The 26,438-nt window shown below is 68.7% G+C and carries 23 protein-coding genes; 7 read left to right on the top strand and 16 right to left on the bottom strand.

Annotated features, from left to right (window positions below; translation table 11 throughout):
* Nucleotides 1–34: 34 nt before the first annotated feature.
* The 8 genes from VBO01S_RS06325 to VBO01S_RS06290 form a co-directional block, all read right to left on the bottom strand.
* Entirely contained in the window at nt 35–1,534 is a 1,500-nt protein-coding gene (locus tag VBO01S_RS06325) for a carotenoid oxygenase family protein (protein WP_062472104.1), read from the bottom strand.
* 12 nt (nt 1,535–1,546) lie between these two features.
* Nucleotides 1,547–1,984, bottom strand: a complete 438-nt coding sequence (locus VBO01S_RS06320; RefSeq protein ID WP_062472101.1) for a DUF2141 domain-containing protein — start codon at nt 1,982–1,984, stop codon at nt 1,547–1,549.
* A gap of 145 nt (nt 1,985–2,129) precedes the next feature.
* A complete protein-coding gene (locus VBO01S_RS06315; RefSeq protein ID WP_062472098.1) occupies nt 2,130–3,239 on the bottom strand; it encodes an AI-2E family transporter in 1,110 nt (369 codons plus the stop codon).
* Nucleotides 3,240–3,400: 161 nt separating this feature from the next.
* Nucleotides 3,401–4,108 carry a GntR family transcriptional regulator gene (locus tag VBO01S_RS06310; protein ID WP_062472095.1) on the bottom strand — a complete coding sequence of 236 codons (708 nt, stop codon included), beginning with the start codon at nt 4,106–4,108 and terminating at the stop codon, nt 3,401–3,403.
* Nucleotides 4,109–4,113: 5 nt separating this feature from the next.
* Nucleotides 4,114–5,445 (bottom strand): C4-dicarboxylate transporter DctA, encoded by a 1,332-nt coding sequence (locus VBO01S_RS06305; RefSeq protein ID WP_062472092.1) that lies wholly within the window; start codon nt 5,443–5,445, stop codon nt 4,114–4,116.
* A 172-nt stretch (nt 5,446–5,617) separates the two neighbouring features.
* Complete coding sequence (locus VBO01S_RS06300; protein ID WP_062472089.1) at nt 5,618–6,832, bottom strand: dihydrolipoamide acetyltransferase family protein; 1,215 nt, start codon at nt 6,830–6,832, stop codon at nt 5,618–5,620.
* Complete coding sequence (locus tag VBO01S_RS06295; RefSeq protein WP_062472230.1) at nt 6,833–7,846, bottom strand: alpha-ketoacid dehydrogenase subunit beta; 1,014 nt, start codon at nt 7,844–7,846, stop codon at nt 6,833–6,835.
* 5 nt (nt 7,847–7,851) lie between these two features.
* Nucleotides 7,852–9,093 (bottom strand): 3-methyl-2-oxobutanoate dehydrogenase (2-methylpropanoyl-transferring) subunit alpha, encoded by a 1,242-nt coding sequence (locus VBO01S_RS06290; RefSeq protein ID WP_062472232.1) that lies wholly within the window; start codon nt 9,091–9,093, stop codon nt 7,852–7,854.
* A gap of 184 nt (nt 9,094–9,277) precedes the next feature.
* On the opposite strand from VBO01S_RS06290, the gene VBO01S_RS06285 reads away from it, so the two are divergent.
* The gene (locus tag VBO01S_RS06285) at nt 9,278–10,252 is read left to right on the top strand and encodes a metallophosphoesterase family protein (protein WP_062472085.1); all 975 of its coding nucleotides are present in this window, start codon (nt 9,278–9,280) and stop codon (nt 10,250–10,252) included.
* Here VBO01S_RS06285 and VBO01S_RS06280 read toward each other — a convergent pair.
* On the bottom strand, nt 10,221–10,835 hold the full coding sequence (locus VBO01S_RS06280) for a DUF308 domain-containing protein (protein WP_062472082.1): 615 nt from the start codon (nt 10,833–10,835) through the stop codon (nt 10,221–10,223). The two genes, VBO01S_RS06285 and VBO01S_RS06280, sit on opposite strands and share 32 nt — an antisense overlap.
* Before the next feature lie 149 nt (nt 10,836–10,984).
* Here VBO01S_RS06280 and VBO01S_RS06275 point away from each other — a divergent pair, with 149 nt between their 5' ends.
* Nucleotides 10,985–12,454 carry an HD domain-containing phosphohydrolase gene (locus VBO01S_RS06275; RefSeq protein ID WP_062472228.1) on the top strand — a complete coding sequence of 490 codons (1,470 nt, stop codon included), beginning with the start codon at nt 10,985–10,987 and terminating at the stop codon, nt 12,452–12,454.
* Between the two features lie 25 nt (nt 12,455–12,479).
* Here VBO01S_RS06275 and VBO01S_RS06270 read toward each other — a convergent pair whose 3' ends face one another.
* Nucleotides 12,480–16,025 carry an indolepyruvate ferredoxin oxidoreductase family protein gene (locus tag VBO01S_RS06270; protein WP_062472079.1) on the bottom strand — a complete coding sequence of 1,182 codons (3,546 nt, stop codon included), beginning with the start codon at nt 16,023–16,025 and terminating at the stop codon, nt 12,480–12,482.
* Between the two features lie 263 nt (nt 16,026–16,288).
* On the opposite strand from VBO01S_RS06270, the gene VBO01S_RS06265 reads away from it, so the two are divergent.
* Nucleotides 16,289–17,176, top strand: a complete 888-nt coding sequence (locus VBO01S_RS06265; protein ID WP_062472076.1) for a LysR family transcriptional regulator — start codon at nt 16,289–16,291, stop codon at nt 17,174–17,176.
* Nucleotides 17,177–17,185: 9 nt separating this feature from the next.
* Here VBO01S_RS06265 and VBO01S_RS06260 read toward each other — a convergent pair whose 3' ends face one another.
* Nucleotides 17,186–17,839 carry a dihydrofolate reductase family protein gene (locus tag VBO01S_RS06260; protein ID WP_062472073.1) on the bottom strand — a complete coding sequence of 218 codons (654 nt, stop codon included), beginning with the start codon at nt 17,837–17,839 and terminating at the stop codon, nt 17,186–17,188.
* 71 nt (nt 17,840–17,910) lie between these two features.
* Here VBO01S_RS06260 and VBO01S_RS06255 point away from each other — a divergent pair, with 71 nt between their 5' ends.
* Nucleotides 17,911–18,345: a VOC family protein gene (locus tag VBO01S_RS06255; RefSeq protein ID WP_062472070.1), complete on the top strand. Its 435-nt coding sequence runs from the start codon at nt 17,911–17,913 to the stop codon at nt 18,343–18,345.
* Nucleotides 18,346–18,409: 64 nt separating this feature from the next.
* On the opposite strand, the gene tuf is transcribed toward VBO01S_RS06255, so the two are convergent.
* The 3 genes from tuf to VBO01S_RS06240 form a co-directional block, all read right to left on the bottom strand.
* Nucleotides 18,410–19,606: an elongation factor Tu gene (tuf, locus tag VBO01S_RS06250; protein ID WP_062472067.1), complete on the bottom strand. Its 1,197-nt coding sequence runs from the start codon at nt 19,604–19,606 to the stop codon at nt 18,410–18,412.
* Between the two features lie 860 nt (nt 19,607–20,466).
* Nucleotides 20,467–21,165, bottom strand: coding sequence for an energy transducer TonB (locus VBO01S_RS32275; protein WP_157627296.1), 699 nt, complete (start codon nt 21,163–21,165; stop codon nt 20,467–20,469).
* 55 nt (nt 21,166–21,220) lie between these two features.
* Nucleotides 21,221–21,469: a hypothetical protein gene (locus VBO01S_RS06240; protein WP_157627295.1), complete on the bottom strand. Its 249-nt coding sequence runs from the start codon at nt 21,467–21,469 to the stop codon at nt 21,221–21,223.
* A gap of 83 nt (nt 21,470–21,552) precedes the next feature.
* Between VBO01S_RS06240 and VBO01S_RS31665 the strand changes: the two genes are divergently transcribed.
* Nucleotides 21,553–21,786 carry an ATP-binding protein gene (locus VBO01S_RS31665; RefSeq protein WP_082818010.1) on the top strand — a complete coding sequence of 78 codons (234 nt, stop codon included), beginning with the start codon at nt 21,553–21,555 and terminating at the stop codon, nt 21,784–21,786.
* 129 nt (nt 21,787–21,915) lie between these two features.
* Here the strand turns inward: VBO01S_RS31665 and VBO01S_RS06235 are convergent, their stop codons facing one another.
* Nucleotides 21,916–22,296 (bottom strand): cupin domain-containing protein, encoded by a 381-nt coding sequence (locus VBO01S_RS06235; RefSeq protein WP_062472060.1) that lies wholly within the window; start codon nt 22,294–22,296, stop codon nt 21,916–21,918.
* 168 nt (nt 22,297–22,464) lie between these two features.
* Nucleotides 22,465–24,177 carry a phospholipase D-like domain-containing protein gene (locus VBO01S_RS06230; RefSeq protein ID WP_169805027.1) on the bottom strand — a complete coding sequence of 571 codons (1,713 nt, stop codon included), beginning with the start codon at nt 24,175–24,177 and terminating at the stop codon, nt 22,465–22,467.
* A gap of 208 nt (nt 24,178–24,385) precedes the next feature.
* Here VBO01S_RS06230 and VBO01S_RS06225 point away from each other — a divergent pair, with 208 nt between their 5' ends.
* Both VBO01S_RS06225 and VBO01S_RS06220 read left to right on the top strand, forming a co-directional pair.
* Nucleotides 24,386–25,069 carry a response regulator gene (locus VBO01S_RS06225; RefSeq protein ID WP_062472054.1) on the top strand — a complete coding sequence of 228 codons (684 nt, stop codon included), beginning with the start codon at nt 24,386–24,388 and terminating at the stop codon, nt 25,067–25,069.
* Between the two features lie 2 nt (nt 25,070–25,071).
* The coding region (locus VBO01S_RS06220) for a sensor histidine kinase (protein ID WP_062472051.1) at nt 25,072–26,438 on the top strand (1,367 nt) is incomplete at its 3' end.

Below are 26,438 nucleotides of genomic sequence, written 5' to 3'. Positions count from 1 at the left end.
ACCCATGTGCGCGTGGCCCGCAGCGGTCGGACGCTCAGGCCTTCACGAAGGCACCGTGCAACCCCAACGGCAGCGCGTAGGGCAGCGTCGCCTGCGCCACCGGCCCGGCGGCCAGGTGGTCGGCGGCGAAGCACGACAGCACCGTGCGCTGCCGGCCGAAGTCCAGCGCCGTGCCCAGCACCCAGCCGGCCTTGGCGCCGTCGGGCACGAAGACGTGCTCTTCCACGATGGCCTGCGCGCCGTAGCTGAAGCGCTGGCTGCGTCCGCTCTCGATGTCGGTGCGCGCGACGGCGCCGAAGCCGGGCACATCGGCGCGCGTCTGCGTGGCGTGCACCACCTGGCGGTGGCGCAGGCCGACGCGGCGCGGGTCGATGCGGGGGAACTCGGCTTCCAGCGGCAGTTCCCGCTGCGTGGCCTTGCCGGTGCCCAGGTCGAGCGTGGCGACGGTCAGGCGCGGTTCGTTGCGACGCACGCGGCGCGCGCGCATCACCTCGCGGTTGCTGGTGAACACCGACTCGGCGTTCTGCGTGCGCACGTAGTCGATGTGGATGCGTGCACCGCGCGGCGTGTCTTCTTCCCAGGCATTGCCGACGTGGAACAGGAAGCCGGCCGGCAGCTCGAACAGCTGGCGCTTGTCCCAGTCCTGCTTGTCGACCACCAGCGCGCGCATGCCGAGCTCGGGCCGCCAGACGTGGGCGTCGAGAAAGCTCGCGCCGGCCTCCTTGCGCTTGCTGTCGTACACCAGCGGCGGCATCAGGAAAACGAGGTGCCGCGCGGTCACGGCGAAGTCGTGGACCATCGGCAGCTCGGGCACCGGCACCACGGCCGCGCGGCGCAGCGCGCCGCCGGGTGCGATCTCGTACAGCGCCAGCAGGCTCTGGCCCGAGCTCACGCCGAAGTTCCACACCGTGCCGTCCGGGTCGACCTTGGGGTGGGCCGAGAAGGGCATGCCCGCGAGGTCGGCGCGCCAGGTCTTCACGCCCAGCGTGTCGAGCGTGCGCGCATCGATGCGCGTGGCCGAGCCGCCTTCCCACAGCGCCAGCACCTCGCCCTGCATCGGGAGCACGCTGGTGTTGGCGACGTTGATGGCGTCGGCCGAGGTGGGCGGCTCCACGCCCGGCGGCATGGTGCCGAAGGCTTCGGTGAGGTGGCGGCCGGCCTTCACCTCGGCCACGCGCTTGGGCGTGGCGACGTAGCGACCCTGGTGGCGCACGTCGGCCCCTTCGATGACGAAGCGATGCACCATGCCGTCGCCGTCGAACCAGTGGTGGTAGCGCTCGCCGCCCAGGTCGTGGCCGGCCGGGCCGATGCGAAACAGCGTGCCGGCGACGGCATCGGGAAAGCGCCCGCGCACGGTGGCGCGGGTCAGCGGCAGGTCGCCCGGGGGCGTGGCGAAGCCGATCTTCCAGGGCACGTCGGCGGCTTCGAACTGGGCTTGCCAGTCGTCGGTGGTGCCGGCGGCGCGCGCCAGCGGGGCGAGCAGGGGCAGGGCACCGGCCGTGGCCAGCAGGCGCAGGAGTTCGCGTCGTTCCATGGCCGTGTCTCCTCAGCGCAGGTGGATGACGGCTTGGGCGTCGGCGTCGATGCGCAACGCCGCGGCCTCGAAGTCGGGCGCGCCGCGGTTGCCCTTGGCGTCGTTTGAGAAGCCGTAGCGTTCGATCGGCATGCCCACCAGGTTGGTGTCCAGCTTGCCGTTGCCGTTCTCGTCGGCGAACACCCGCAGCGCGTAGCGGCCCGGCGCCAGGTCGGTGAAGACGAAGCGGGCCTTGCCTTCGCGCATCGGCGCGGTCTGCGAGGCGACGGCCTTGCTCTCGGCGTAGCTGGCGGCGTCGTTGTACAGCGCGACGTAGAGCGTGGCGCCGGCGGCCGGGCCGTCGGCGATGCGCAGGTTCAGGTCGGCGGCCAGGGCGCCGAGCGGGGCGAGCGCGGCAGCGGCGATCAGGCCGCGCGCGGCGGGGCGGGAGAGGAAAGCGGGAAGGTGCATGGCAGGCCTCGTGGTGGGTGGAGGGCCCGACGATCCCGCAGTCGCCGGGCGGTGCCCAGCGTCATGCGACGGAATGCGTGATTGCGCGCGCGAAATGCGCGCAGAAGGAGCGAACGCCGCGGCCCGGGAAGGGCCGCGACCGGTGTCAGGCCTTGTCCTGCCCGTCCTTCGGAGCCTGCGCGGCCTCTTCGACCGCGTGCCCCGTGCCCACATGGCCCGAGTCCGCGAAGAGGCTCCAGGCCGCCATGAACAGCGCCGCGATCACCGGCCCGATCACGAAGCCGTTGATGCCGAAGATCGCCATGCCGCCGATGGTGGACATCAGCACGATGTAGTCGGGCATCTGCGTGTCCTTGCCCACCAGCACGGGGCGCAGGATGTTGTCGACCAGGCCGATCACGAACACGCCGATGAAGATCAGCACGCCGCCCTGCCAGAAGTGCCCGGTGGCCAGGTAGTAGATGGCCACGGGGCCCCAGATCAGCGCCGCGCCCACGGCCGGCAGCAGCGACAGGAAGGCCATCAGCACCGCCCACAGCAGCGCGCCCTGCACGCCCAGGAACCAGAAGGCCAGCCCGCCGATGGTGCCCTGCGCGATGGCCACGGCCACGTTGCCCTTCACGGTGGCGCGGATCACGGTGGTGAACTTGTTCAGCAGGTAGTGCGTGTGCGGCTTGGCCAGCGGCAGCGCGTCGCGCATGGTCTTCGACAGCGACGTGCCGTCGCGCACCAGGAAGTACAGCAGGTAGAGCATCACGAAGAAGCTCACCACGAAGTCGAAGGTGTTCTGCCCGATGGCCAGCGCCTGGCTGGCGATGAGCTGGCTGGCCTGGCCCGCGATGGCCGAGACGCGCGCCTGCCAGGCCGCCATGTCGCCCAGGTTGAAGCGCTCCACGATGTTCAGCAGCCACTGCGGCGTGGCGTTCAGGATCTGCTGGAAGTAGGCCGCGAAGTTGATCTGGCCCGAGCGGATGCTCTGGGTGATCAGCGCGATCTCCTGCACCAGCGACACGCCCACCATCGCCAGCGGCAGGATCACGATGAAGAGGCAGATCGCCAGCGTGGACATCGCGGCCACGTTGCGCCGGCCCGGCATCTTCTTGAGCAGCCACTTGAAGAGCGGCGTGAACAAAATTGCCAGCGCCACCCCCCAGAGCACCGCGCCGAAGAACGGCATCAGCACCCACAGAAAGGCGACGGTGACGGCGGCAAGCAGGGCGAGGAAGACGCCGCGCTGGAGTTGGGGAGAGTTCATAAGTGTCTCGGACTGTAGCCGAGCCGGAACCCGCCGCCGTGTCAGCCGGCGCGCCCTTGTGCGGCGCAACAGGGTTGCCAAGGAAAAACGCCGCAGGCGCAGGGCCGGCGGCAGGTGTCAGCTATGCAATCGATAGCTGATGGCGGCACAAATGCACAGCTTCAACGTCTGGCGGCACGCGGCAGCGCCACCGGCGCGAGCGTGGCGCGCAGCCGGCTCGGCGCATCGGGCTCGGCGGTGGCGTCGACCTCCAGCGCGCGTTCGACATTGCCGATGTGGTCGAGCATGAGCTGGCGCGCCTGCTCGATGTTGCCGGCCTCGAGCGCCGCGACGATCGCGCCGTGCTCCGCGCACGACTGCCCGGCCTCGTGCTTCGACTGGTAGAGCGTGGCCGCCAACGTGGTGCGCGCCGTGAGGTCGCGCAGCACGTCGACCAGCAATTGGTGGCCCATCTGCTCGGCCAGGCAGACATGGAAGTCGGCCAGCAGGAAGGCGCGCGTGGCGGCGTCGGCGCCTTCGATGGCGCGCTGCTCGTCGGCGATGTGATCGCGCAGCTTGCGGATCACCTGGCCCAGCGGCCGGCCTTCGCTCGCGGCCAGGATGCCGGCCTCGACGATGCGGCGGGCCGAGAAGGCGTCGCGCGCTTCTTCGGCCGAGGGCTCCACCACGTACCAGCCGCGGCGCGACTGCACCTCGACGAACCCGCGTGCCTGCAGCTGCATCAGCGCCTCGCGCACCATGGTGCGGCTGACCGAGAAGTTCTCGGCCAGCGCCTGCTCGCCGAGCCGGTCGCCGGGCGCGAGCTTCTGCGCGAGGATGGCCTCGACGACGCGTTCGGCGATGGCGGTGGGGCTGACGTCGGCGGGCATTTTTTTCAGTGGGCGGTGGAAGCGGCGGTGCCGGTGTTTACCACGGGCGCCTCGGCCAGCGGCTCGTCATCGGGCGAATAGGTGCCGTCGAGCACGGCATGCGCACGCTCCCGGTCGATGTCGCCTTCCCATGCGGCGATCGCCACGGTGGCCACGCAGTTGCCGATCAGGTTGCCCAGCGCGCGGGCGATGCCCATGAACCAGTCGACCGACAGCACCAGCACCAGGCCGATGGCGGGAATCGCCGGAATCGCATGCAGCGTGGCGGCCAGCACCACGATCGCCGAGCCCGGCACGCCGTGCGCGCCCTTGGAGGTGACCAGCGCGATCGCCAAAATGGTCAGCAGGTCGGCCATCGAGATCGGCGTGTTGGTGGCCTGTGCAATGAACACGGCCGCCAGCGTGATGTAGATCGAGAACGCGTCGAGGTTGAACGAGTAGCCCGTGGGAATCACCAGGCCCACCGTCGAATCGCGGATGCCCATGCGGCGCAGCTTGGCCATGATCTGCGGCAGCACGCTGTCCGACGAGGTGGTGGCGAACACGATGGCGAGTTCTTCGCGCAGGTAGCGCAGCAGCTTCCAGAGGCTGAAGCCCGACATGCGCATCACCAGCCCCAGCACCACGAACACGAAGACCAGCACCGCGCCATAGAAGAGGGCGACCAGCATGCCCAGCTGCTTGAGCGAGCCGATGCCGTACTTGCCGACCGTGAAGGCAATGGCGCCCAGCACGCCCAGCGGGGCCAGCTTGATGATGATCCCCATGATCTTGAACAGCACCAGCGAGAGCGCGTCGACCACGGCCGCCACCGGCGCGCCGCGATCGCCCAGCAGGGAGAGCGCGCAGCCGAACAGCACCGCGAACAGCAGTACCTGCAGCACGTCGCCCGTGGCGAAGGCGGCCACCACCGTGGTGGGAATGAGCTTCATCAGGAACTCGACCGTGCCGCCGCTGGTGAGCTTGTCGGCGTTGGAGGCGTAGGCGCTCATGGCGCTGGCGTCCAGCGCCTTGGGGTCGACGTTCATGCCCACGCCCGGCTCGAACACGAAGGCCAGCACCAGGCCCATCGCCAGCGCGATGGTGGTCAGCACCTCGAAGTAGATCAGCGCCTTCACGCCGACCCGGCCCACGCGCTTGAGGTCGCCCGCGCCGGCGATGCCATGCACCACCACGCAGAACACCAGCACGGGAATGATCATCTTGATCAGCTTGATGAAGCCGTCACCCAGCGGCTTGAGCTTGGCGGCGAACTCGGGCGCAAAGAGGCCGACGAGCACGCCGATCACCAGTGCGATGACCACCTGTCCGAAGAGCGATTTGGCAAAGCGAGGCATGGAAATCTCCTGTCGTTGTCGTGTCGAGGTTTTGCATGCAAGGATCGCTTTTTCTTGCATACAAGAAATGTAGGCAAGAAGATTGCAGGGGGTTCAGAGGGTATTCCCGGGGCGTTCCGGTCGACGGGGTACCCCCGCCGCGCGCCGGGGCGGTGAGGCTTGTGCGGGGCGGCTACTCGATGAAAAGCAGCGCCGGGCATTCGAGAGAAGCCCGCACGGCCTGCACGAATTCGGCCGCCAGCTGGCCGTCGACCACGCGGTGGTCGAAGGAGGAGGACAGGTTCATCATGCGGCGCGCGACCACTGCGCCGCCCAGCATCACCGGGCGCTGCACGATGCGGTTGACGCCGACGATCGCCACCTCGGGCGCGTTGATGATCGGCGTGGACGCGATGCCGCCCAGCGCGCCCAGGCTGGTGACGGTGAGGGTCGAGCCGCTCAGCTCGTCGCGCGTGGCCCGGCCCGCGCGCGCGGCGTCGGCCAGGCGGGCGATCTCGGTCGCGCTCGACCAGAGGTCGCGTGCCTCCGCATGCCGCAGCACCGGCACCATGAGGCCGGCCGCCGTCTGGGTGGCGATGCCGACGTGCACCGCGCCGTGGCGCGTGAGCACGCCCGCCTCGTCGTCGAAGCGGGCGTTGATCTGCGGGAAGCGCGGCACCGCCAGCACCACCGCGCGCACCAGCAGCGGCAGCAGCGTCAGGTGCGCACGCTCGCCGCCCCAGCGTTCGTTGATGCGGGCGCGCAGCAGCTCCAGCTCGGTCACGTCGACCTCCTCGACGTAGGTGAAGTGCGGGATGCGGCGCATCGCGTCCTGCATGCGCTGCGCGATGCGGCGGCGCACGCCGGTCACGGGCACGGCCTCCTCGTCGTGGCGCTCGGTGTAGCGCGCGGCATCCGGCGCCGGCGGACCGGGCCGGCGCAGCAGCCAGGCGTCGAGGTCTTCGTGCAGGACGCGGCCGTCCGCGCTGCTGCCCGGCACCTGCCGCAGATCGATCCCGAGGACCGTCGCCCGGTGGCGCACCGCGGGTGAGGCGAGCGGCTTGCCGCCCGAGGGGCGTGCGCGTTCGTCTGGTGCCGGCACCGCTGCAGGCGCCGCCGCCGATACCGCCGACACGGCCGGCACCGGCTCCTGCGCCTCGCCGCCGCCCGCCACGTCGATCCGGATCAGCTCCGCGCCCACCGCGATCTGCTGCCCCACCTCGCCGCCGAGCGCGACCACCCGGCCCGCGACCGGCGAGGGAATCTCGACGGTGGCCTTGTCGGTCATCACGTCGGCCAGCACCTGGTCTTCGGTCACCGTGTCGCCCGGCTGCACGCGCCACGCCACCAGCTCCACCTCGGCAATGCCTTCGCCCAGGTCCGGCACCTTGATCGTGAGCGTGCCCATTCAGTTCTCCATGGCGCGGCGCAAGGCCGCGCCGACGCGCGCGGGGCCCGGGAAGTAGGCCCACTCCTGCGCATGCGGGTAGGGCGTGTCCCAGCCGGCCACGCGCCCGATCGGTGCTTCCAGGTGGTGGAAGCAATGCTCCTGCACCAGCGCCGTCAGCTCGGCGCCGAAGCCGCTGGTGCGCGTGGCCTCGTGCACGATCACGCAGCGGCCGGTCTTCTTCACCGAGGCGACCAGCGTCTGCAGGTCCAGCGGCCACAGGCTGCGCAGGTCGATGATCTCGGCGTCGATGCCGGTCTCGCGTGCGGCCGCTTCGCAGACGAAGACCATGGTGCCGTAGCTGATCACCGTCAGGTCGGCGCCGGGGCGGAACACCGTGGCCGACTCCAGCGGCACTGTGTAGTAGCCCTCGGGCACCTCGCCCAGCGGATGCGCCGACCAGGGCACCAGCGGCCGGTCGTGGTGGCCGTCGAAGGGGCCGTTGTACAGCCGCTTGGGCTCCAGGAAGATGACCGGGTCGTCGTTCTCGATCGAGGCGATCAGCAGGCCCTTGGCATCGCGCGGATTGGAGGGCATCACCGTGCGCAGCCCGCAGACGTGCGTGAACAGCGCTTCCGGGCTCTGGCTGTGCGTCTGGCCGCCGTAGATGCCGCCGCCGCAGGGCATGCGGATGGTGATCGGCGCGGTGAAATCGCCCGCCGAGCGGTAGCGCAGGCGCGCCGCCTCCGACACGATCTGGTCGTAGGCCGGATAGACGTAGTCGGCGAACTGCACCTCCACCACCGGACGCAGGCCGTAGGCGCCCATGCCGATGGCCGAGCCGACGATGCCGCCCTCGTTGATCGGCGCATCGAACACGCGCGAGCGGCCGTACTTGGCCTGCAGGCCTTCGGTGCAGCGGAACACGCCGCCGAAGTAGCCCACGTCCTGGCCGTAGACGATCACGTTGTCGTCGCGCTCCAGCATCACGTCCATGGCGGAGCGCAGGGCCTGGATCATGGTCATCGAGGCCATGGCCGTCACCCCTCGGACGCCAGCTGTTCGCGCTGGCGCTTCAGGTGCTCGGGCATGTCCTTGTAGACGTCCTCGAACAGGGCGGCGTCGCCCGCGACGTGGCCGTCGGCCATGGAGCCGAAGCGCTCGGCCTCCTTCACCGCGGTGTTCACCTGCGCCTGCATGTCGGCCTGCGTCTGCGCGTGCTCCTGCTGCGACCAGGCGCCGATCGCAGTCAGGTGCTGTGCCAGGCGCGCGATGGGATCGCCCAGCGGGAAATGCGCCCAGTCGTCGGCCGGGCGGTAGCGCGACGGGTCGTCCGAGGTCGAATGCGCGCCGGCGCGGTAGGTGACCCACTCGATCAGCGTCGGCCCCAGGTTGCTGCGGGCGCGCTCGGCCGCCCAGCGCGAGGCCGCCAGCACCGCGAGGAAGTCGTTGCCGTCGACGCGCAGCGACGCGATGCCGCAGCCCACGCCGCGCGCCGCGAAGGTGGTGGCCTCGCCGCCGGCGATGGCCTGGAAGGTCGAGATCGCCCACTGGTTGTTGACCACGTTGAGGATCACCGGCGCGCGGTAGACGTGCGCGAAGGTCAGCGCCGTGTGGAAGTCGGACTCGGCGGTGGCGCCGTCGCCGATCCAGCCCGAGGCGATGCGCGTGTCGCCCTTGATCGCCGAGGCCATGCCCCAGCCCACCGCCTGGATGAACTGCGTGGCCAGGTTGCCCGAGATCGAGAAGAAGCCGGCCCGCTTCATCGAATAGCACACCGGCAGCTGCCGCCCCTTGAGCGGGTCGCGCTCGTTGGACATCAGCTCGCAGGTCAGCTCCAGCAGCGTCACGTCGTCGCGCGCCAGCAGCAGGCCCTGCTGGCGGTAGGTCGGAAAGCACATGTCGCCCTGCTGCAGCACCAGCGCGTGGCCGGTGGCGATGGCCTCTTCGCCCAGGCACTGCATGTAGAAGGAGATCTTCTTCTGCCGCTGCGCGATCAGCATGCGGGCGTCGAAGGCGCGCGTCTTCATCATCGCGCGCAGGCCGCGGCGCAGCAGCTCGGGGTCGGCCGGCGGCGCCCACGGGCCGACGGCGCGGCCGTCGTCGTCGAGCACGCGCACCAGCGTGTAGGCCAGGTCGCTGGTGTCGGCCGGCGATGCGTCGACCGGGGGTTTTCGCACCTCGCCGGCACGCGACAGGTGCAGGTAGGAGAAATCGGTCTCGTGCCCCGGCCGCCCGGTGGGCTCCGGTACATGCAGACGAAGAGATGTGCCTTGGCTCATCGCGTTGTCTCCGCGCTCGATGGCATCGCGCGCCACCACAGCCTAGCGAATTTCGGGCGTCAGCGCAGTCGGTCAATCGCGTAATTCGTTTGTCTCCCGAGACGCATGCGCCTCCCATGGATGGGGGAGGCGACGTTTCGGGGCGGCTCCTAGCATCCGCGCACCCACAACGAGGAGCCTCCCGATGAAGATCGCCTTTACTTCCTGCTTCAGTGCCCAGACCTTCAAGGAACAACCTGTCTGGACACAGGTGGGCGCGTCCGGCGCCACGCACCTGGTGCTGCTGGGCGACTCGGCCTACTACGACGCGGACGGCTCCAGCATGGGCGCCATCAAGGCCATGGGCGCGAACGACTTCGCGATCCACGCCTTCGGCCGACTGCGCGACCAGCTGAACCAGAAGGAGTTCGCCAAGCTCGTGCGCAAGACCGACCTGCAGATCCATCCGATCTGGGACGACCACGACTTCCTGTGGAACGGCGCCTGCGGTGCGCAGATCGAGGGACAGCCGTCCTACCGGCACCTGCTGGACCCGACCCGCGCGGCGTTCCAGGAATATCGCAAGGCGCTGGATTCACACGATCCGAAGACCTTTCCCAAGGCCGGCGATCCCTGGGCCTCGGGTGTTCCCGAACCCGGCTACCGGCCCCTCATGCTGAGCAATGTCGGCGACTCGGATGGCCCGGTGATGCTGCACCTCACCGACGGCCGCAGCTACAAGACCAAGGGCGGCGCGACGGCGGTGCTCGGCAGCGCGCAGATGAAGAAACTGAAGAAGGCCATCGAAGACTCGGACGAGAAGACCGTGCACCTGATCGCCAGCGGCCTCACCTTCGAAGCCCGCCACGGCGAGACCTGGATGGACTGCGCGGCCGAGCACGCCGCGATCCTCAAGCTCGCAGAAAAGCGCCGCATCCTCATCCTCAGCGGCGACGTGCACGAGAACCGCTTCGCCGTGCCGTGGCCGGCGGGCCCCTGGAGCCTGTTCGAGGCCACGTCCTCCGGCGCCGCGCTGCGCACGGCCGTCACCGTCGGTGCGCTGCAGCGCAACTGGGGGCTGGTCGACATCACGAAGGACCAGGTGAAGATCGAGCTGTCGCAGCTGAACATGGACACGCGCCGCCGCGTCATCGACCGCCAGAAGTGGAAGATGCTGTAGGCGTGGCGGTGAGCGGGTTCACGGGCCGCTCCTGCGGCTTGCGAAGCAGGATCACGAGACCGGAGATCAGGAAGTACACGGCGCCCACCGTCGCATAGCCTGCGAGTGTCTGCAGGACCGGGGCATCGGTGCCTTGCCGTGCGATGAAGAGGCCGCCGGCCAGCGCGGACTGCGCGCCGCTCAGCATCATCACCCACTGCCCCCGATGGCGCTTTCGGCGGCGAACGGCCGTCGCCAGCTGCAGCAGGCCCGACACGATGGCCCAGACGCCGAAGATGGCCAGGCCGATCTGGAGCCCGAGCACCAGCGAGGCCACAACGGCCGCGGTGACCATCGCGCTGATCCACGTGTTCAGCATCTGGCTGGGGTTGGCCCGGGGGCCGCCCGTCATCCGGGCGTCCACCAGGTTCGCCAGCGCGTCCCACGCCGGATAGACGACCAGCAGGATCGTCGTCAGCACCGGCGACTGCCTGGCGACGCTGAAGGCCAGCGCGACCCACACGAAGGAAAAGGCCGCACGGGTGAAGTAGAGCTTGCGCAGCCAGGCGGCCGGCTGCAGAGGGGGTTGGATGATGTCGGACATGAAGGGGTGTGGGTAGGAGGAGGGGCGCGCCTCGCACGAGGCGGGTGCAACGATTCTTCTGCGTTCCCCCGGACCCCGGTATCGGTCGAATGACCGACACGCGCCGAACCGGCGGCTGTGCGATGCTGTGCGCTCGCCCCCGCGATCCCATGCCCGACGACACCACCCTCACCGCTTTCGACGCGGCCCGCGCGCTCGCCTTCATCGGCGACCTGAGCATGGGCCAGCCCATCGACCATTCGCTGCGCACCGCCTGGCTGGCCGGCATGATCGCGACACAGGCCGGCTGCCACGCGGCGCAGGTCGAGGTCGCGCAGCACGTGGCGCTGCTGCGCTGGTCGGGCTGCACGGCGAACGCTCAGGAGTTCGCGGACTTCCTGGAAGACGACGTGCTGGGGCGGCGAGCCCTTCTGGCCTCCGCGCAACCGCGCCTGCGCCAGCCCCACCAGGCGTCCATTCCCGGGGCCGTCGTGGCGATGGCCCAGATCCACTGCGAGATTGCCGGCGACATCGCGAACATGCTCGGCCTGGGGCCCGAGGCCGAAGCCGCGCTGCGCGCCGTCTTCGAGGCCTTCGACGGCAGCGGCGTCCCCGGCCTGCTGCAGGGCGAGGGCGTGCCGCTGGCCACCTACGTCGTGGCCCTGGCGAGCGATCTCGAGATCTTCAGCCGCCTCTACGGGCTCGACGAAGCCCTCACGCTCGCGCGGGGGCGCGCCGACAGCCTCTACCCCGGCTTCCTGGTCGACGCCTGCGCACCGCACGCTGCGGCGTGGATGACGCGGCTGGATGCGTCGCCCGCGCCGTGGGCCGATGCCGCCGATCCGCCGGTGTCGATGCGCCGGCGCGTCGGGCTGGAGCTCGTCGGCGACGTGAGCGACCTCAAGCTGCCGTGGATGACGGGCTACTCGCGGCGCGTGGCCCGGCTGGCGCGCGACTGTGGCGCCCAGCTGGGCATGAGCAAAGCGATGTGCCATCGCATCCACCGGGCCGGCCTGATCCACGGCATCGGGCGGGCCGCGGTGCCCAATGCCATCTGGAATGCGCCCGAGCCGCTGCCGGCCGCGTCGATGGAGCGCCTGCGGCTCGTGCCGTACTGGACGTCCCGCGCCGCGGGGCAGATCGACGGCCTCGCGGCAGAAGCAGAGATCGCCTCGTTCGCCTTCGAGCGGCGTGATGGCTCCGGCTACTTTCGTGGCCGCTCCGGCGCGTCGATGCCGCTCGAAGCGCAGGTCGTCGCGGCGGCCGAGCAGTGGGTGTCGCACCGCACCCGCCGCCCGTGGCGTCCTGAACTGACCGACGCCCAGGCGCGCGATCGCATGCAGGCGGACGCCGAGGCCGGCCGCTTCGACGCGGAGGTCGTCAGTGCACTGCTCGCCTGCGCGCTCTCGGGCACGCCTGCGAAGCCCGTGGTGCCTGCGCAGGACGACGCGTCGCTGTCCCAGCGCGAACTGGACGTCCTGCGCTGCATCAGCCAGGGCGACAACACGAAGCAGGTCGCGCGTGCGTTGAACATCAGCGCGAGCACGGTGCGCACGCACGTCGAACGCGTGTTCCGCAAGCTCGGTTGCTCGACCCGCGCGGCCGCCACGCTGAAGGCCTCTGCCAGAGGCCTGCTGTAGCGGGCCGCGCCGGCCGTCCCATCGACTAAGCGGCCACAGGTTCCGGCCGAACCGCCCGCGCAGGCGCCGCGCTGTCGAGCTGCCCACGCAGCATCTCCCACCGCACGCGCGCCGACACGATGCTTTCTTCCTTCACGTGCCCGAAGCCGCGGATCTGCTCCGGCAGGCGCGCCAGCGACAGCGCGGTGTCGAAGTCGATGCGCTCGAAGCGCGCGAGCAGGTCTTCGACCATCGCGCGGTAGTCGGCCACCAGCTGGCGCTCCATGCGGCGCTCGGCGGTGCGGCCGAACGGATCGAGCGCCGTGCCGCGCAGGCCGCGCAGCTTCGCGAGCACGCGGAAGGCGCCGAGCATCCACGGGCCGAAGCTGGTCTTCACCGCGCGGCCTTCGGCATCGCGCCGGCCCAGCACCGGCGGTGCCAGGTGAAAGCGCAGCACCGGCTTGCCTTCGAACTGCTCGCCGAGCTTCTCCATGAAGCGCGGGTCGGCATACAGACGCGCCACCTCGTACTCGTCCTTGTAGGCCATGAGCTTGAACAGGCCCGAGGCCACGGCCTTGGCCAGCACGGTGCTGCCGCGCGTGCGCTGTTCGGCCTCGCGCACGCGTTCGACGAGGTCCGCGTAGCTGCGTGCGTAGACCGCGTTCTGGTAGGCCGTGAGGAACGCGGTGCGGTCCGCCACCAGCGCTTCGAAGCTCTGGGGCTTCTGCAGTGACACCACCTGCGCCGGCGCAGCCTGGCGCGTGACGGCCGCGAGGTCGAGCGCCGCCTTGCGGCCCCAGCGGAACGCGGCCTGGTTGGCCTTCACGGCCACGCCGTTGATCTCGATGGCCTTGTCGAGCGCCTGCGCCGACAGCGGCACGAACCCCTTCTGGAACGCGAAGCCCAGCAGGAACAGGTTGGCCGCGATGGCGTCGCCCATGAGGCGCGTGGCCAGCTGCGTGGCGTCGATGAAGTCGGCGCGGCCTTCCACCGATTCCTCGATCAGCGCGCGCACCTGCGCGGCGGGGAACTGCCAGTCGGGCTGCTGCGCGAAGTGCCCCGTCGGCTGCTCGAAGGTGTTGACCAGCGCGTAGGTGCGGCCCGGCCGCATGCGCGCGATGGCGTCGGGCGCGCCGGCCGTGAGCATGTCGCAGCCCAGGATCAGGTCGGCCTCGCCGGTGGGGATGCGCTGCGCCTTCAGTTGTGCCGCGTCGCGCGCGATGCGCACGTGCGACGTGACCGAGCCGTTCTTCTGCGACATGCCCGTCATGTCGAGCACGCTCACGCCCTTGCCCTCGAGGTGCGCCGCCATGCCGATCAGCGCGCCGATGGTGATCACGCCCGTGCCGCCGATGCCGGTGATCAGGATGTTGTGCATGCCTTCGAGCGCGAGCGGCACCGGCGCGGGCAGAGCAGGTTCTTCGGCGGCCTTCACGGCCACGGGCGCGTGCTTGCGCGGCTTCACGCCTTCGACCGTCACGAAGCTCGGGCAGAAGCCCTTGATGCACGACTCGTCGGCGTTGCACGCGCTCTGGTCCACGCTGCGCTTCAGGCCCAGGTCGGTTGGCTTGGGCAGCAGGGCGGTGCAGTTCGATTGCTCGCCGCAGTCGCCGCAGCCTTCGCACACCGCGTCGTTGATGAACACGCGCCGCGCGGCGGGTGGAAATTCGCCCTTCTTGCGACGGCGGCGCTTCTCGGCCGCGCACACCTGGTCGTAGATCAGCACCGACACGCCCTCGAAGCCGCGCAGCTCGCGCTGCACCGCGTCCATGTCGTCGCGGTGGTGCACGCTCAGCGCAAAGAGGCCGTCGCGATCGGGCGGCAGCAGGCTGCGTTCGGCCCAGCGCGTCGGGTCTTCGGCCACCAGCGCGATGCGCTTCACGCCTTCGGCCGCCACCTGGTGCGCGATGCGCGGCACGGTGATCGGCCCGTCGACCGGCTGGCCGCCCGTCATCGCGACCGCGTCGTTGTAGAGGATCTTGTAGGTGATGTTCACGCCCGCCGCCACGGCCGCGCGAATCGCCAGCGAACCCGAGTGGTAGTAGGTGCCGTCGCCCAGGTTCGCGAACACGTGCTTGCGCTTGGAGAACCAGGCCTGCCCCAACCACGGCGCGCCTTCGCCGCCCATGTGCGTGGTGGTGCGGTTGTGCTCGGGGTAGATGGCGGTGGCCATCACGTGGCAGCCGATGCCTGCGAGCGCCAGGCTGCCTTCGGGCACCTTGGTCGAGGTGTTGTGCGGGCAGCCCGCGCAGTACCAGGCCGGGCGCGAGGGCGTGGCCACGGCCTTGCCGAGCACCACGTCCTTCGCGTCCAGGATCGCCAGCCGCATGCGGATGCGGTCGCTGGTGTGAAAGCGCGCCACGCGCCCGGCGATGACGCGCGCGATCTGCGCCACCGAGAAATCGGCCGTGGCCGGCAGCAGCCACTGGCCGCGCGGGTGCGCGCCCCATTCGCCTTGCTCGTCGAACTTGCCGATCACGCGCGGGCGCACGTTCTCGCGCCAGTTGTACAGGTGCTCCTTGAGCTGGTACTCGACGATCTGGCGCTTCTCTTCGACCACCAGGATTTCCTCGAGCCCGTCGGCAAACTCGCGGATCGAGTCGGGCTCCAGCGGCCAGGGCATCGACACCTTGAACAGGCGGATGCCGATGCGCGCGGCCTCGTCGGCGTCGATGCCCAGTTCTTCCAGCGCTTCGAGCACGTCGCGGTACGACTTGCCCGAGGCCACGATGCCCAGCCGCGCCTGGGGCGAGTCGATGGTCACGCGGTTCAGGCGGTTCTCGCGCGCATAGGCAATGGCGGCGTAGATCTTGTAGTCCTGCATCAGCGCTTCCTGCTTGCGCGCCTGCACGCCGAGCGTGTCGGTCGACAGCCGCGCATGCACGCCACCGGACGGGAACGCGAAGTCTTTCGGCAGGCGCGTGTGCACGTCGAGCGCGCCGGCGGCAATGGAGCCCGACGACTCCACCGTGTCGGCCAGCGCCTTGAAGCCGACCGGCAGGCCGGCAAAGCGCGACATCGCAAAGCCGTGCAGGCCCAGCTCGATGTATTCCTCCACGCTCTGCGGGTAGAGCATGGGGATCATCGAGGCGGCGAACAGGTGATCGCTCTGATTGGGCAGGGTGGATGACGACGCGCCGTGGTCGTCGCCCGCCACCAGCAGGATGCCGCCCTTGGGCGAGGTGCCCGCGTGGCTCATGTGCTTGAACACATCGCCGCAGCGGTCCACGCCGGGCGCCTTGCCGTACCACATGGCGAACACGCCATCGACCGCGCTCTCGCCGGTCAGGTGCACCTGCTGCGTGCCCCACACGGCGGTGGCGGCCAGCTCCTCGTTCACGCCGGGCAGGAACTTGACGGCATTGGCTTCGAGCTGCGGCTGGGCTTTCCACAGCGCTTCGTCCAGGCCACCGAGCGGCGAGCCGCGGTAGCCCGAGACGAAGCCCGCGGTGTTCAGGCCGGCCTGCTGGTCGCGCCATTTCTGCACGAGCATGAGGCGCACCAGCGCCTGGATGCCGCTCAGGTAGATCCGGCCTTCGGTGGCCGTGTATTTGTCGTCCAGCGCAACGCTGGCGAGTTCGTGGGTTGCCATGAGAGAAAAGACTCCGGGTAGGACTCGTGGAATGCGGGCGTGGCCCCGGTAGAGGGCCGGCCCGCGAAACGTCTCGCCGGGGTTGCGGCCGAGACAGCGACGATTCTTTCGCACCCCGGCCCGAAAGTGCTTCTTCGTTTCGACGGGGAAACCCGCATTCCGGAAGAACCATCGCCGTGGTCGTCGATTCGCCGAAAGGCCTTCGGCCATGCGCCCGCAACCGCGCAGGCCCGACAATGTCCGCCCGATCGACCGAGGACCCGATGAGACCCGACCTGGATTCGCTGGCGCTGTTCCTGCGCGCCATTGAGCACGGCAGCCTGTCCAAGGCGGCCGCCGAGAGCCACATGGTGCTGTCGGCCGCGAGCCGGCGCCTGGCCATCCTCGAGAGCCAGCTCGGCGTGGGGCTGCTCAACCGTACCTCGAAGGGCGTGACGCCCACGGGCGCGGGCGAGTCGCTGGCGATGCATGCGCGCCAGATCCTGCGCGACGTGGACCGCATGCGCGCCGACCTGTCGGACTACGCACAGGGCGCCACCGGTCGCGTGCGGCTGCACGCCAACGCGTCGGCCATGGGCCAGTTCCTGCCCGACGACGTGGCCAGCTTTCGGCTGCGCTACCCCGAGATCCGCGTGAGCGTGGAAGAGCACCGCAGCGTCTACATCGTGCAAGCGATTCGCGACCGCCAGGCCGACGTAGGCGTGATCACCAGCGAGGCGGTCGACCCGGCGCTGCACTTCATTCCCTACCGCACCGACCGGCTCGTGGCCATCGTGCGCCAGAAGCATCCGTGGCGCGGGCGCGAGGTGTCGTTCGAAGAACTGCTCGACTTCGACTTCGTGGGGCTCGAAGACGACTCGGCCATCTCCCGCACCATGGAAGACGCCGCGATGAGCGCGCGCAAGGTGCTGCGCCTGCGCGTGCGCGTGAAGAGCTTCGAGGCCGTGTGCCGGATGATCGAAGCGGGAATGGGCGTGGGCATCCTGCCCGAGGGCGCGGCGGTGACCTACCGCAAGGAGATGAAGCTGCGCTTCATCAACCTCACCGATGCGTGGGCGTCACGACGGATGTACCTGTGCACGCGGCAGGAGGCGTTGAGCTTTCCGCAGCGTCGGTTGGTCGATCATCTGCTGGCGCGAGGGATGCCGTAGGGCGCGGGTTCATTCGGAGCGACGCAAGAACACATGCATGGCGCGCTCGCCCGCCACCTGCCGTTCGCAGTGGTAGCCCAGCGCAGGCAGATCCAGGCCTGCGAACAGCGCTTCCCCCTGGCCCAACAGCACCGGCCGCAAGGCCAGGTGCAGTTCGTCGATCAGGCCGGCCTTCAGGTATTCGCGCACGGTGGCCACGCCACCGCCCACCCGCACGTCACGCCCACCCGCGGCGGCCCGTGCCTGCGCCAGCGCGTCGTGGATGCCGCCGGTGACGAAGTGAAAGGTGGTGCCGCCTTGCATCGTCAGCGGTGGGCGGGCATGGTGGGTCAGCACGAAGACCGGCACGTGGTAGGGGGGCTCGTCGCCCCACCAGCCTTTCCAGCTCTCGTCGGGCCAGGGGCCGCGCACCGGCCCGAACATGTTGCGCCCGAGGATCCAGGCCCCCATATCGGCGAAGCCTTGCTCGGCCATCTCGTTGTCGATGCCGGTCTCGCCATCGGCCTTGCCCGTCTGAAGCATCTGCTGCCAGACACGCGTGGGCATGAACCAGTCCATGAGTTCAGGGCCGCGAACGCCCAGCGGATGCGCCAGACTCTGGTCCGGGCCGGCCGCGAAGCCGTCGAGCGAAACACCGAAGCTGCGCACAAGCAATCGAGGCATGGGGTCGTCTCCTGCAAAAGCGGAGACGCAGTGTAGACCTTGCAACATCGTTGAAAGAGGAGCCGAAGGACATGACACTCAAGCGAATGGACAACATCCTGATCGTTGTCGACGATCTGGAAGCGGTGAAGGCGTTCTTTGTCGAGCTGGGCCTGACGCTTGAGGGCCAGACCACGGTGGAAGGGCCGGCTATCGGCAGCCTCATCGGGCTGGGAGATGTCCGGGCCACCCTTGCCATGCTGCGAACGCCCGATGGGCAGGGAATCGAACTGGACAAGTTCCACACGCCGGAGGCGGTCCGGTTCGGGCCTGTGAATGCACCGGTGAACACCCTGGGTCTTCGTCGCATCATGTTTGCCGTCGATGGCATTGATGCGGTCGTTGCGCGGATGCAAGCCCATGGCGCGGAACTCATCGGCCAGATGCAGTACGAGAGGTCGTACCGGCTCGCCTATATCCGGGGGCCCGAGGGCATCATCGTCGGGCTTGCCGAGCAGCTCGGCTGAGGCTCAAAAAAAAGCCCCTGCCGCCCGGCAATCGGGCCACAGGGGCAAGTGGCGCATCAGCCTTTCAGCCGAGCACCTCGGTCACGATGCCTGCGCCGACGGTCTTGCCGCCTTCGCGCATGGCGAACCGCATGCCGTTCTCGATGGCCACGGGCTTGTTCAGCTCGAAGCTGATCTGCGCCTGTGCGCCCGGCTCGACCATGCCGGTCTCGGTGTCGACGCGAATGACACCCGTCACGTCGGTCGTGCCGAAGAAGAACTGCGGCTGGTAGCCCGAGCCGAACGGGGTATGGCGGCCACCTTCGTCCTTGCTGAGGACGAAGATCTGTGCACGCCCCGTCCGGTACGGCTTCAGTGCACCGGGCTTCACGACCACCTGGCCTCGCACGACAGCGTCGCGCTTGACCCCGCGCAGCAGCAGGCCAACGTTCATGCCGGCCCGTGCCTTGGCGACGTCCTTGTGAAAGGACTGCACGCCGGTGACGACCACCTGCTCGTCGCCGTTCGCGCTGAGCCCGACGATCTCCAGGCTGTCACCCACGCGGATCACGCCGCGCTCCACACGGCCGCTGACCACGGTGCCGCGGCCCGCGATGGTGTGCACGCCCTCGACGGGCATCATGAACGGCGCGTCGTAGTCGCGCACCGGATCAGGAATGCACGCGTCCAGCGCATCCACGAGCTCGACGATGCATTGCACGTCCGACCCTTCGAGGTCGCCGCGTTCGGCGGCGGCCAGGGCCTTCAGTGCGCTGCCGAACACGAAGCGGGCCTCGTGGTAACCGTGCGCAGCCAGCAGCGCGCCGATCTCCATTTCGATCAGCTGCTCGATCTCCGCACGGTCACTCGCGGCAACGAGGTCCATCTTGTTCACGAACACCACCATGTGGCCGACGTTCACCTGACGCGCCAGCAGCACGTGCTCGATGGTCTGCCGCGCGGCGCCTTCGGTGCCGTCCACCAGCAGGATCGCGCCGTCCATCTGCGAGGCGCCGGTGATCATGTTCTTGATGTAGTCGGCATGCCCGGGGCAGTCGATGTGTGCGTAGTGACGGCCGTCCGACTCGTACTCGACATGCGAGGTATTGATCGTGATGCCGCGCTCGCGCTCTTCCTTCGCGTTGTCGATCTGTCCATAGGACAGCGCATCGCCGCCAAAGCGCGCGGCCTGCACGAAGGTCAGAGCAGCCGTCAGCGTCGTCTTTCCATGGTCGACGTGACCGATGGTTCCGACATTCACATGAACCTTGTTGTTCATCATGTTTCTCTCCAGTTTGAGATTGAAAAACCGACGCGATTCGCTGGCCAGGCGAAACGGTCGGCGGGTTGTTGGTGCGCGCGCACCAAACTCGCGGTGCCCGCCATGCGGGCAAAAGAAAAGCCTGCCGGGGTGGACCACCCGACAGGCTTTTTTTCTTGCCTGAAGGATGGACCTCCAGGCGCACGAGGGCCTGAAGGCTCTACACGAACCACTCCACGGAGTTGACGCACAGCACTGCGCCGGCAGCGCGTGCGGCGGAAGAAAGAAGCTCTCGTTCGGGGCTCATGTCCAAATCTCCAGGTGGGCAGGCAGAAAACAAAAAACCCGGTGGCTTGAGGCCTACCGGGTCTTGTGAAACTCAGGAGGCCGAGCCTCCAGGTGGAAAGGCTCTAGGAACGCAATTCGGCAAAAAAGGCGCGCAGCGAAATCACCGCGGCTGCGCGGGTCATCGATGCATCTTGCGTGGTCAGGAACTGCTTCATGGGGCTCTCATGCGGTTGGTGTTGGCCGCAACGCGATGGTTGATCTTTGGGGGAGCGCAGGCTAACACCGCGATGGCGATCCGGCAACAGGGGCGTTGCACGCATGCAGCAATGGCGGCGTAGCGCTTCGTCGCAGATGTCGACAGGTCGCGTTCGTGGCGCTGTGGTGCAGGTCGACGCAGATGATGGCCGGTTGGGTGACGGATTCTTCGCGAGGAACTGGGGGCCGGGAATGGCCGCAACGGGCCCATAGCGAACATCAGCCCTTTTCGAAAGCGGTCGTTCTAGTTGAAATGGCTGAAACAGGTCTGAATCGGTCGACGGGTCGTCTCGGCAACGGAGATTTCAACCATTCGGTATCGACACCGAACTTTCAGGCTAATTGTTTCTGAAGGCGAATGGCAACCTTGTCACTAACAGATCCGTCGAACTTGCCATTTCAGAAGGGAAAGGCTCAAACGGGGCCATGTCGCGAATCAACTTTTGTAGATGGGATGCCAGGAACGGCGATGTCGCCTCGGCCACCTCGATGTCGGAAACGTTGCCTTGCGCATCTAGACTCAATATCAAGGTCACCTTGCCATAGACGGATTTGCCGTCCTGCATTGGAAAGGTCATGGTTCCGCGTTCTTCGATCTTCTTGATCAACCGATCGTGGTACGCCTGAGCGACAGGGGCCGTTCGCAACCAGGAGGGGGACGCATAGTGCGTGCGCGGCGCCCTGCCTTCAACGTCGATGCGAGCTTCGATTTGCTCGAGCAAGCGCTGCATCTCTTCGCGTTTTCTTCTTTCCTCACTCAGCTTCCTGCTCTCGTTTTTTCGCTCCGAAGGTAGCGTTGGTAGGGCTGCAAGATCGGCGCGAACTTTTTCCAGAAGGGCTTTCTGCTCCCTCTGCATAGCGGAAATCCTCTCGCGCGCTGCGTCAAGTTCAGTCGCTGTCGCTGTTTGGGCCGTGCATGGGTTGCCGGCAAGCGTCAGCCAGAGCACCAACGCAAAGCGGCTTGAGAGTGAGCGTCCTCGCACACGCGAAGCCACCGCCGACGCTTGACGCGGAGAAATCAAGGTGTCCAGAAACATGCTAGATGGATGATTGAGGGTTTGAAGTCTCGAGTCTGTTTTTGGCCGGATGCGGCTATCGCGGAGCATGGACAGACCCGCACGCTGCCGCTTCCCCGCGCTCGTGAAGCAATGAAATTACGACCGTCTCAAACCACTCGTAGTCCCGCTGGTCGCGAAGGTTCGCGTCATCCGGGCTGACCAGCAGCGACTCACCCTCGACTACGGCATAGCCGACGTCGACGAGATGAGCGTTCAGCATCTCCCGAGCCATCTCGAGGTCAACAACGCCCGTAACCTTCAGCGCGACGGGTTCAATTTTCATGGTCCTATCGTACGTCTGGTGTTGGCCGACTGCAGCCAGCAGCATGCTACCTTCCGGGCCGATACGGCTCGTTGGAATCACAGATGGACGTACATCAGCCTCGCCGCCCGCACCGACCCGGTTGGCTGCCCGTTGTCGACGCCGCGCGTTGCACGGGCTGCGGCTGGTGCGTCGCCGCGTGCGACCTTCACCTTCTCAGTCTCGAAGTCGAGCAATGGAAGAAGTTGTCGACGCTTCAAGACGCGGATCGGTGCACGGGCTGCAGCGATTGCGCAGTGACTTGCCCTTTTCATGCGATCACCATGCGAAAGGGCTGAAACGCCTCCGGCGCCCGGCTCGCCGCTCGGGCAATCCGCAGACCCGGGCGCGTGAGCCGGACGGTCGCGGGTGCCACGCCCCGTTCGACCATCCCGAAGAAGTCTCTTCCCGAGGCCTCTCACCCCGGCTCAGCTTTGGGGCTTTGCGAATTCCTCTGCGCTCATCATCTCCAGGCCGACGAACGGCGCGTTGCCTTCGACCCATGCGTCGTGACCCGGCGGAATGGTGTACGACATGCCCTCCTCGATGACGGTCTGCGAGCCGTCATCCATTTGCACGGTGACTCGGCCGGAGACCGCGTACCCGACGTGAGCCACCTGGCAACTGTCCGTGCCCACGACCGGCTTGATGCACTTCGACCAGCGCCATCCGGGCTCGAACTTGAAGCGTCCGAGCGTGTAGCCCTCGAGGCGGACCACTTCGACCCGGGTCTTCTCGGGCTCCCGAACCTCATCCGGTTCGTCATGGGATTTCGTCTGAAGCTTGTTGACGTTCATCGGACTTGCCATCGCGACTCTCCTTGCGACACGAGTGAGCAAACAGTCCGCGGCAGTCTCGTGCCGAACCGCACGTGAACGATGGAATGGTAGTCCTGGGCCACGCGTGCAGTGATCTATTTCTTGCACGAAAGCGCCGCTCTTTCGAAGAGCGTCATGTGGCAGTTTGCGTAAGCCGGGTTACAGAAAATCTTCGTCCACCACCAGCGACAACACGGACCAGCGCAGTCGTTGGGCCCAGTTCGATTCGGGCTCCCGGTGAAGCACCCAGCGACGTCCGTCGCGCAGGAAGCTCCATTGCAGGCCACCTCTCAGAGGTACCTCGCTCACGGTGAAGCTCGCGGGCATGCGCACGCGCTGGATCAGGTCGGCCAGCTCGCTGGCCAGCGCGGGGCTGTCGACGATCAGGCCCAGTTCGGTGTTGCAGTGCGCCGAGCGCCGGTCCATGTTCATCGACCCCACGTAGAACCAGCGCCGGTCGACCACTGCCAGCTTGGCGTGCAGGCGACCGAGCGAGCCGCGGCTGCTTTCGGTGTCGCTCCAGGCGGGATGCGCTTCGCTGGCCGGCATCAGCTCATACAGCATGGCGCCCATCTGCAAGAGGGCGCTGCGGTAGCGCGCGTAGCCATAGTGCACCAGCGGCTCATCGGTGGTGGCGAGCGAATTGGTCATCACCGACACGCGCGCGCCCTCGCGGCTCGCATGGCGCAGCGCCTCGATCATGCGGGGCATGGGCACGAAGTAGGGCGAGACGACGAGCACCTCCGAGCGCGCGGTCCGGAAGAGGTCGAGGTTCGCGGCCATGACCGCGCCCTCGCGGCCTTGCGGCGCTGCGGCTTCTTCGACGTTGCCGCCGGCATCATCAGCGAAGCGGCCTGGCACCGCCGCGTCCGCAACCACGCGCACCTGCGCAGGCACCAGCGCGACGCGCCCCTGTGCCAGCTGCGCGCCGACCGGGCCGCGTCCCAGCGCATCGGGTTCGTCGGCAGGCGGCATGAAGCGCGCGAGGTCGCGCACCAGCGCGGCGAAGCGTTCGCGCGCAGGGGCTGGTGCCGGGGCGCTGTCGGCCGCGATGGCCTCGAAGGGGTACGACAGCGGTCCGTTCCAGAAGGCATCGAAGCTCGCCGACAGCGCGCGCACCACCGGCCCGGCCACCAGCGCGTCCATGTCGATGAAGTTCACCGGCTTGCTGCGCCCGAAGTACTCGTCGGCGATGTTGCGTCCGCCGGTGATGGCGAAGCTGTTGTCGGCAATGAAGAGCTTGTTGTGCATGCGCCGGTTCACGCGGCCGATCTCGTGCAGCGACAGCAGCACGCGCGTGCGCAGGCCACCGCTGCGCACCGGCAGCGGGTTGAAGACGCGCACTTCCACGTTGGCGTGCGCGGCCAGCCCGGCCAGCATCTCGTCGTCTCCGCCCGTGTACAGGTCGTCGACCAGCAGGCGCACGCGCACGCCGCGCTGCGCCGCGTCGCGCAGCTCGCGCAGGAACTGCCGCCCCGCGCTGTCCTGGGCCACCACGTAGTACTGCGCGTCGACGGTGTGTTGTGCGGCCTGCGCGAGTGCGATGCGTGCGTCGAAGGCCTGGTCGCCGCCCGGCAGCAGGCGCACGCCGGACACATCGGACATTGCGGGCATCGCACTGTCCGCAGCCGGCAGCGACGCGGCGGCGATGCGCGCCAGGGGGCTGTCCCCGAGGTCGGTGCGCGCGTGCGACGCGACACGGGGTACCTCGCCGGGCAATGCGGCGCAGCCCGCCAGCAGCGAGACGGCGAGCATGGCCGCGGCGCAGAGCCAGCGGGCGAGCGCCACATGGTGCAGCGCCAGGATGCACAAGCGGCACGCAAGGGGTTCCCATGCGGCACGCAGCGCGGCAGGAGATTGGGGGGTGTTCATGGCGGTCCTCGGTGCATCGGATGCGAAGTGGCGATCGATGCAGCCAGTTTTCCGCGCGGCACCCGCCGCAACCATTGCGCGCAGCGCCTAGTCCCCGGCGTGGCCATCCGACTAGGCCTTTGGTGTAGGTGCGCACGCTCGCTTCTTGGGGGGCTTTGCGCTAATCTGCATTCAGGACGGGGAGGGTCACCGTAGACGAGAGGCCTGTATGAAGGTTCTGCTGGTCGATGACCACGAGATCGTCTGGAACGGCACGCGCCTCCTGCTGGAGCGCATGGCCGCCGAGATCGAACCCGGCCGTCCCTTCCATTTCGACGCCGTGCGGGACGCCGAGCAGGCCTGCCAGCGCGACCCCACCGGCATCGACCTGCTGCTGCTCGACTACCACCTGCCCCAGCTGTCCGGGCTGGCGGCGCTCAAGGCCGTGAAGGCGCACTTCGAGGCCACGCCCGTGTGCATGCAGTCGGCGGAAAGCTCGCCGCAGCGCGTGCGCGAGGTCATCGAGGCCGGCGCGGCCGGCTTCATTCCCAAGTCGTACCGGCTCGAGGACATGGAGGCGGCCCTGCGCGTGGTGCTGCGCCACAAGATCTACCTGCCGGCCGAGTTCGTGCTGGCCGACGACGTGACCCGCGCGCGCGACCCCGACGAGCTGCCGCGCGAGGACCTCGCCGGCTTCCTGCGCGTCGAGCTGTCGCCGCGCCAGCGCGAGGTGCTGGCGCTGGCGATGCGGGGCATGCCGGTCAAGCTGATCGCGCGCCAGCTGCTGATTGCCGAGGGCACCGTGAAGGTGCACCTGTCGATGGTCTACCGGGCGCTTGGCGCGCGCAACCGCACCGATGCCATGTGCCGCGTCTTCGACGCGCAGGCGGCATGGGCGCTCGAGGCTGCGTGAGCATGCCGGCCGCGCTGGACGAACTGGACGAGCGGCGCCTGCAGGTGGTCGCCGAGCAGGCCGTGGGATTGCGCTGGCAGATCCTGCTCACCGCCGTCGTCGTCGCGGCCATCGTCTGGCGCGACGTGCCGACGCCCTGGGTGCTTGGCTGGTTCGCGGCAGTGATCGCCAGCCGCGAGTGGCGCGCCGCCGCGCTCGCGCGCATGGCCGCCGACCGCGCCCGTCCCATCGCCGCGCGGCTGCGCGCCACCGTGCGCTGGAACGTGCTGATTGGTGCCTGCAACGGCTCCGCGGCGCTGTTCATGGCCCGGCTCGACCCGACGCTGGACGCGGTCCTCACGATGATTCTGGTGTCCTGGGGCGCGGGCGCCGTGTCGACCAGCGCGACCGTGATGCCCGCCTTCCTGGCCTACGCAGGGCTGCTCTTCGTGCCCACGGCCGCCATGTGGCTGGTGGCCGGCGGCTGGCTCGGCGGGGGCGTGGCCGCGCTGGTGCTGATGTTCTTCGGCGTGCAGACGCGCTTTGCCCGGCGCAACCTACAGACCTTCGAGGAGTCGTTCGGCATCCGCGCCGAGAACCAGGCGCTGGCCACCTCGCTGGAGTTCGAGCGCGCGCAGCTGGCCATCGCGCGCGACCAGGCGGTGCGCGCCAACAACGACAAGAGCCGCTTCCTGGCCGGCGCCAGCCACGACCTGCGCCAGCCCCTGCAGGCGATGGCGCTCAACGTGGGTGCGCTGCGCCACGTGGCGATGGCGCCCGATGCGCGCGCGATCGTCGAGGTGGTCGACAGCAGCCTGGAGCAGCTGCGCGCCATGCTCGACGCGCTGCTCGACGTCTCGAAACTCGACGCCGGCGTGGTGGTGGCCCAGCCGCAGCGCGTGCAGATCGACCGGCTGCTGACCGCCGTGATGGCCAGCTTCGGCGCCGCGGCGGCGGCGCGCCGGGTCGCGCTGCACACCGACTGTCCGCCCGGCCTGGCGGTGCGCACCGACCCCGACCTGCTGCGCCGCATGCTGGCCAACCTCGTGGACAACGCGATCAAGTTCTCGCCCGCGGGCGGGCAGGTCGAGGTGCGGGTCCGTACGCAGGACCCATTGGATGCATCGGATGCCGGGGTCGAGCTGACCGTGCAGGACAGCGGCCCCGGCATCGCACCCGAGAACCACCGGCTCGTGTTCGAGGACCTGGTGCAGCTCCAGGCAACGGGCTCCGGCACCGCGCCTGCCGCGGGGCATGGCCTGGGCCTGGGCATCGTGCGGCGGATGGCCGAGCTGCTGGGCGTGCCGGTCGAGCTCGAGTCCCGCCTCGGCGCGGGCGCCTGCTTTCGCCTGCGGCTGCCGCGCGCCGCGCCTGTCGGTGCCGACGGCTG

The sequence above is a fragment of the Variovorax boronicumulans NBRC 103145 genome (genome assembly GCF_001591345.1).
Classification (GTDB): domain Bacteria; phylum Pseudomonadota; class Gammaproteobacteria; order Burkholderiales; family Burkholderiaceae_C; genus Variovorax; species Variovorax boronicumulans.
This window is presented reverse-complemented; position numbering and strand designations above follow the sequence as displayed.

Excerpts from the sequence above, each read along its gene's own strand:
- VBO01S_RS06325 (WP_062472104.1), bottom strand. The coding sequence starts at position 1,534 with ATGGAACGACGCGAACTCCTGCGCCTGCTGGCCACGGCCGGTGCCCTG.
- VBO01S_RS06320 (WP_062472101.1), bottom strand. The coding sequence starts at position 1,984 with ATGCACCTTCCCGCTTTCCTCTCCCGCCCCGCCGCGCGCGGCCTGATC.
- VBO01S_RS06315 (WP_062472098.1), bottom strand. The coding sequence starts at position 3,239 with ATGAACTCTCCCCAACTCCAGCGCGGCGTCTTCCTCGCCCTGCTTGCC.
- VBO01S_RS06310 (WP_062472095.1), bottom strand. The coding sequence starts at position 4,108 with ATGCCCGCCGACGTCAGCCCCACCGCCATCGCCGAACGCGTCGTCGAG.
- VBO01S_RS06305 (WP_062472092.1), bottom strand. The coding sequence starts at position 5,445 with ATGCCTCGCTTTGCCAAATCGCTCTTCGGACAGGTGGTCATCGCACTG.
- VBO01S_RS06300 (WP_062472089.1), bottom strand. The coding sequence starts at position 6,832 with ATGGGCACGCTCACGATCAAGGTGCCGGACCTGGGCGAAGGCATTGCC.
- VBO01S_RS06295 (WP_062472230.1), bottom strand. The coding sequence starts at position 7,846 with ATGGCCTCGATGACCATGATCCAGGCCCTGCGCTCCGCCATGGACGTG.
- VBO01S_RS06290 (WP_062472232.1), bottom strand. The coding sequence starts at position 9,093 with ATGAGCCAAGGCACATCTCTTCGTCTGCATGTACCGGAGCCCACCGGG.
- VBO01S_RS06285 (WP_062472085.1), top strand. The coding sequence starts at position 9,278 with ATGAAGATCGCCTTTACTTCCTGCTTCAGTGCCCAGACCTTCAAGGAA.
- VBO01S_RS06280 (WP_062472082.1), bottom strand. The coding sequence starts at position 10,835 with ATGTCCGACATCATCCAACCCCCTCTGCAGCCGGCCGCCTGGCTGCGC.
- VBO01S_RS06275 (WP_062472228.1), top strand. The coding sequence starts at position 10,985 with ATGCCCGACGACACCACCCTCACCGCTTTCGACGCGGCCCGCGCGCTC.
- VBO01S_RS06270 (WP_062472079.1), bottom strand. The coding sequence starts at position 16,025 with ATGGCAACCCACGAACTCGCCAGCGTTGCGCTGGACGACAAATACACG.
- VBO01S_RS06265 (WP_062472076.1), top strand. The coding sequence starts at position 16,289 with ATGAGACCCGACCTGGATTCGCTGGCGCTGTTCCTGCGCGCCATTGAG.
- VBO01S_RS06260 (WP_062472073.1), bottom strand. The coding sequence starts at position 17,839 with ATGCCTCGATTGCTTGTGCGCAGCTTCGGTGTTTCGCTCGACGGCTTC.
- VBO01S_RS06255 (WP_062472070.1), top strand. The coding sequence starts at position 17,911 with ATGACACTCAAGCGAATGGACAACATCCTGATCGTTGTCGACGATCTG.
- tuf (WP_062472067.1), bottom strand. The coding sequence starts at position 19,606 with ATGATGAACAACAAGGTTCATGTGAATGTCGGAACCATCGGTCACGTC.
- VBO01S_RS32275 (WP_157627296.1), bottom strand. The coding sequence starts at position 21,165 with ATGTTTCTGGACACCTTGATTTCTCCGCGTCAAGCGTCGGCGGTGGCT.
- VBO01S_RS06240 (WP_157627295.1), bottom strand. The coding sequence starts at position 21,469 with ATGAAAATTGAACCCGTCGCGCTGAAGGTTACGGGCGTTGTTGACCTC.
- VBO01S_RS31665 (WP_082818010.1), top strand. The coding sequence starts at position 21,553 with ATGGACGTACATCAGCCTCGCCGCCCGCACCGACCCGGTTGGCTGCCC.
- VBO01S_RS06235 (WP_062472060.1), bottom strand. The coding sequence starts at position 22,296 with ATGGCAAGTCCGATGAACGTCAACAAGCTTCAGACGAAATCCCATGAC.
- VBO01S_RS06230 (WP_169805027.1), bottom strand. The coding sequence starts at position 24,177 with ATGAACACCCCCCAATCTCCTGCCGCGCTGCGTGCCGCATGGGAACCC.
- VBO01S_RS06225 (WP_062472054.1), top strand. The coding sequence starts at position 24,386 with ATGAAGGTTCTGCTGGTCGATGACCACGAGATCGTCTGGAACGGCACG.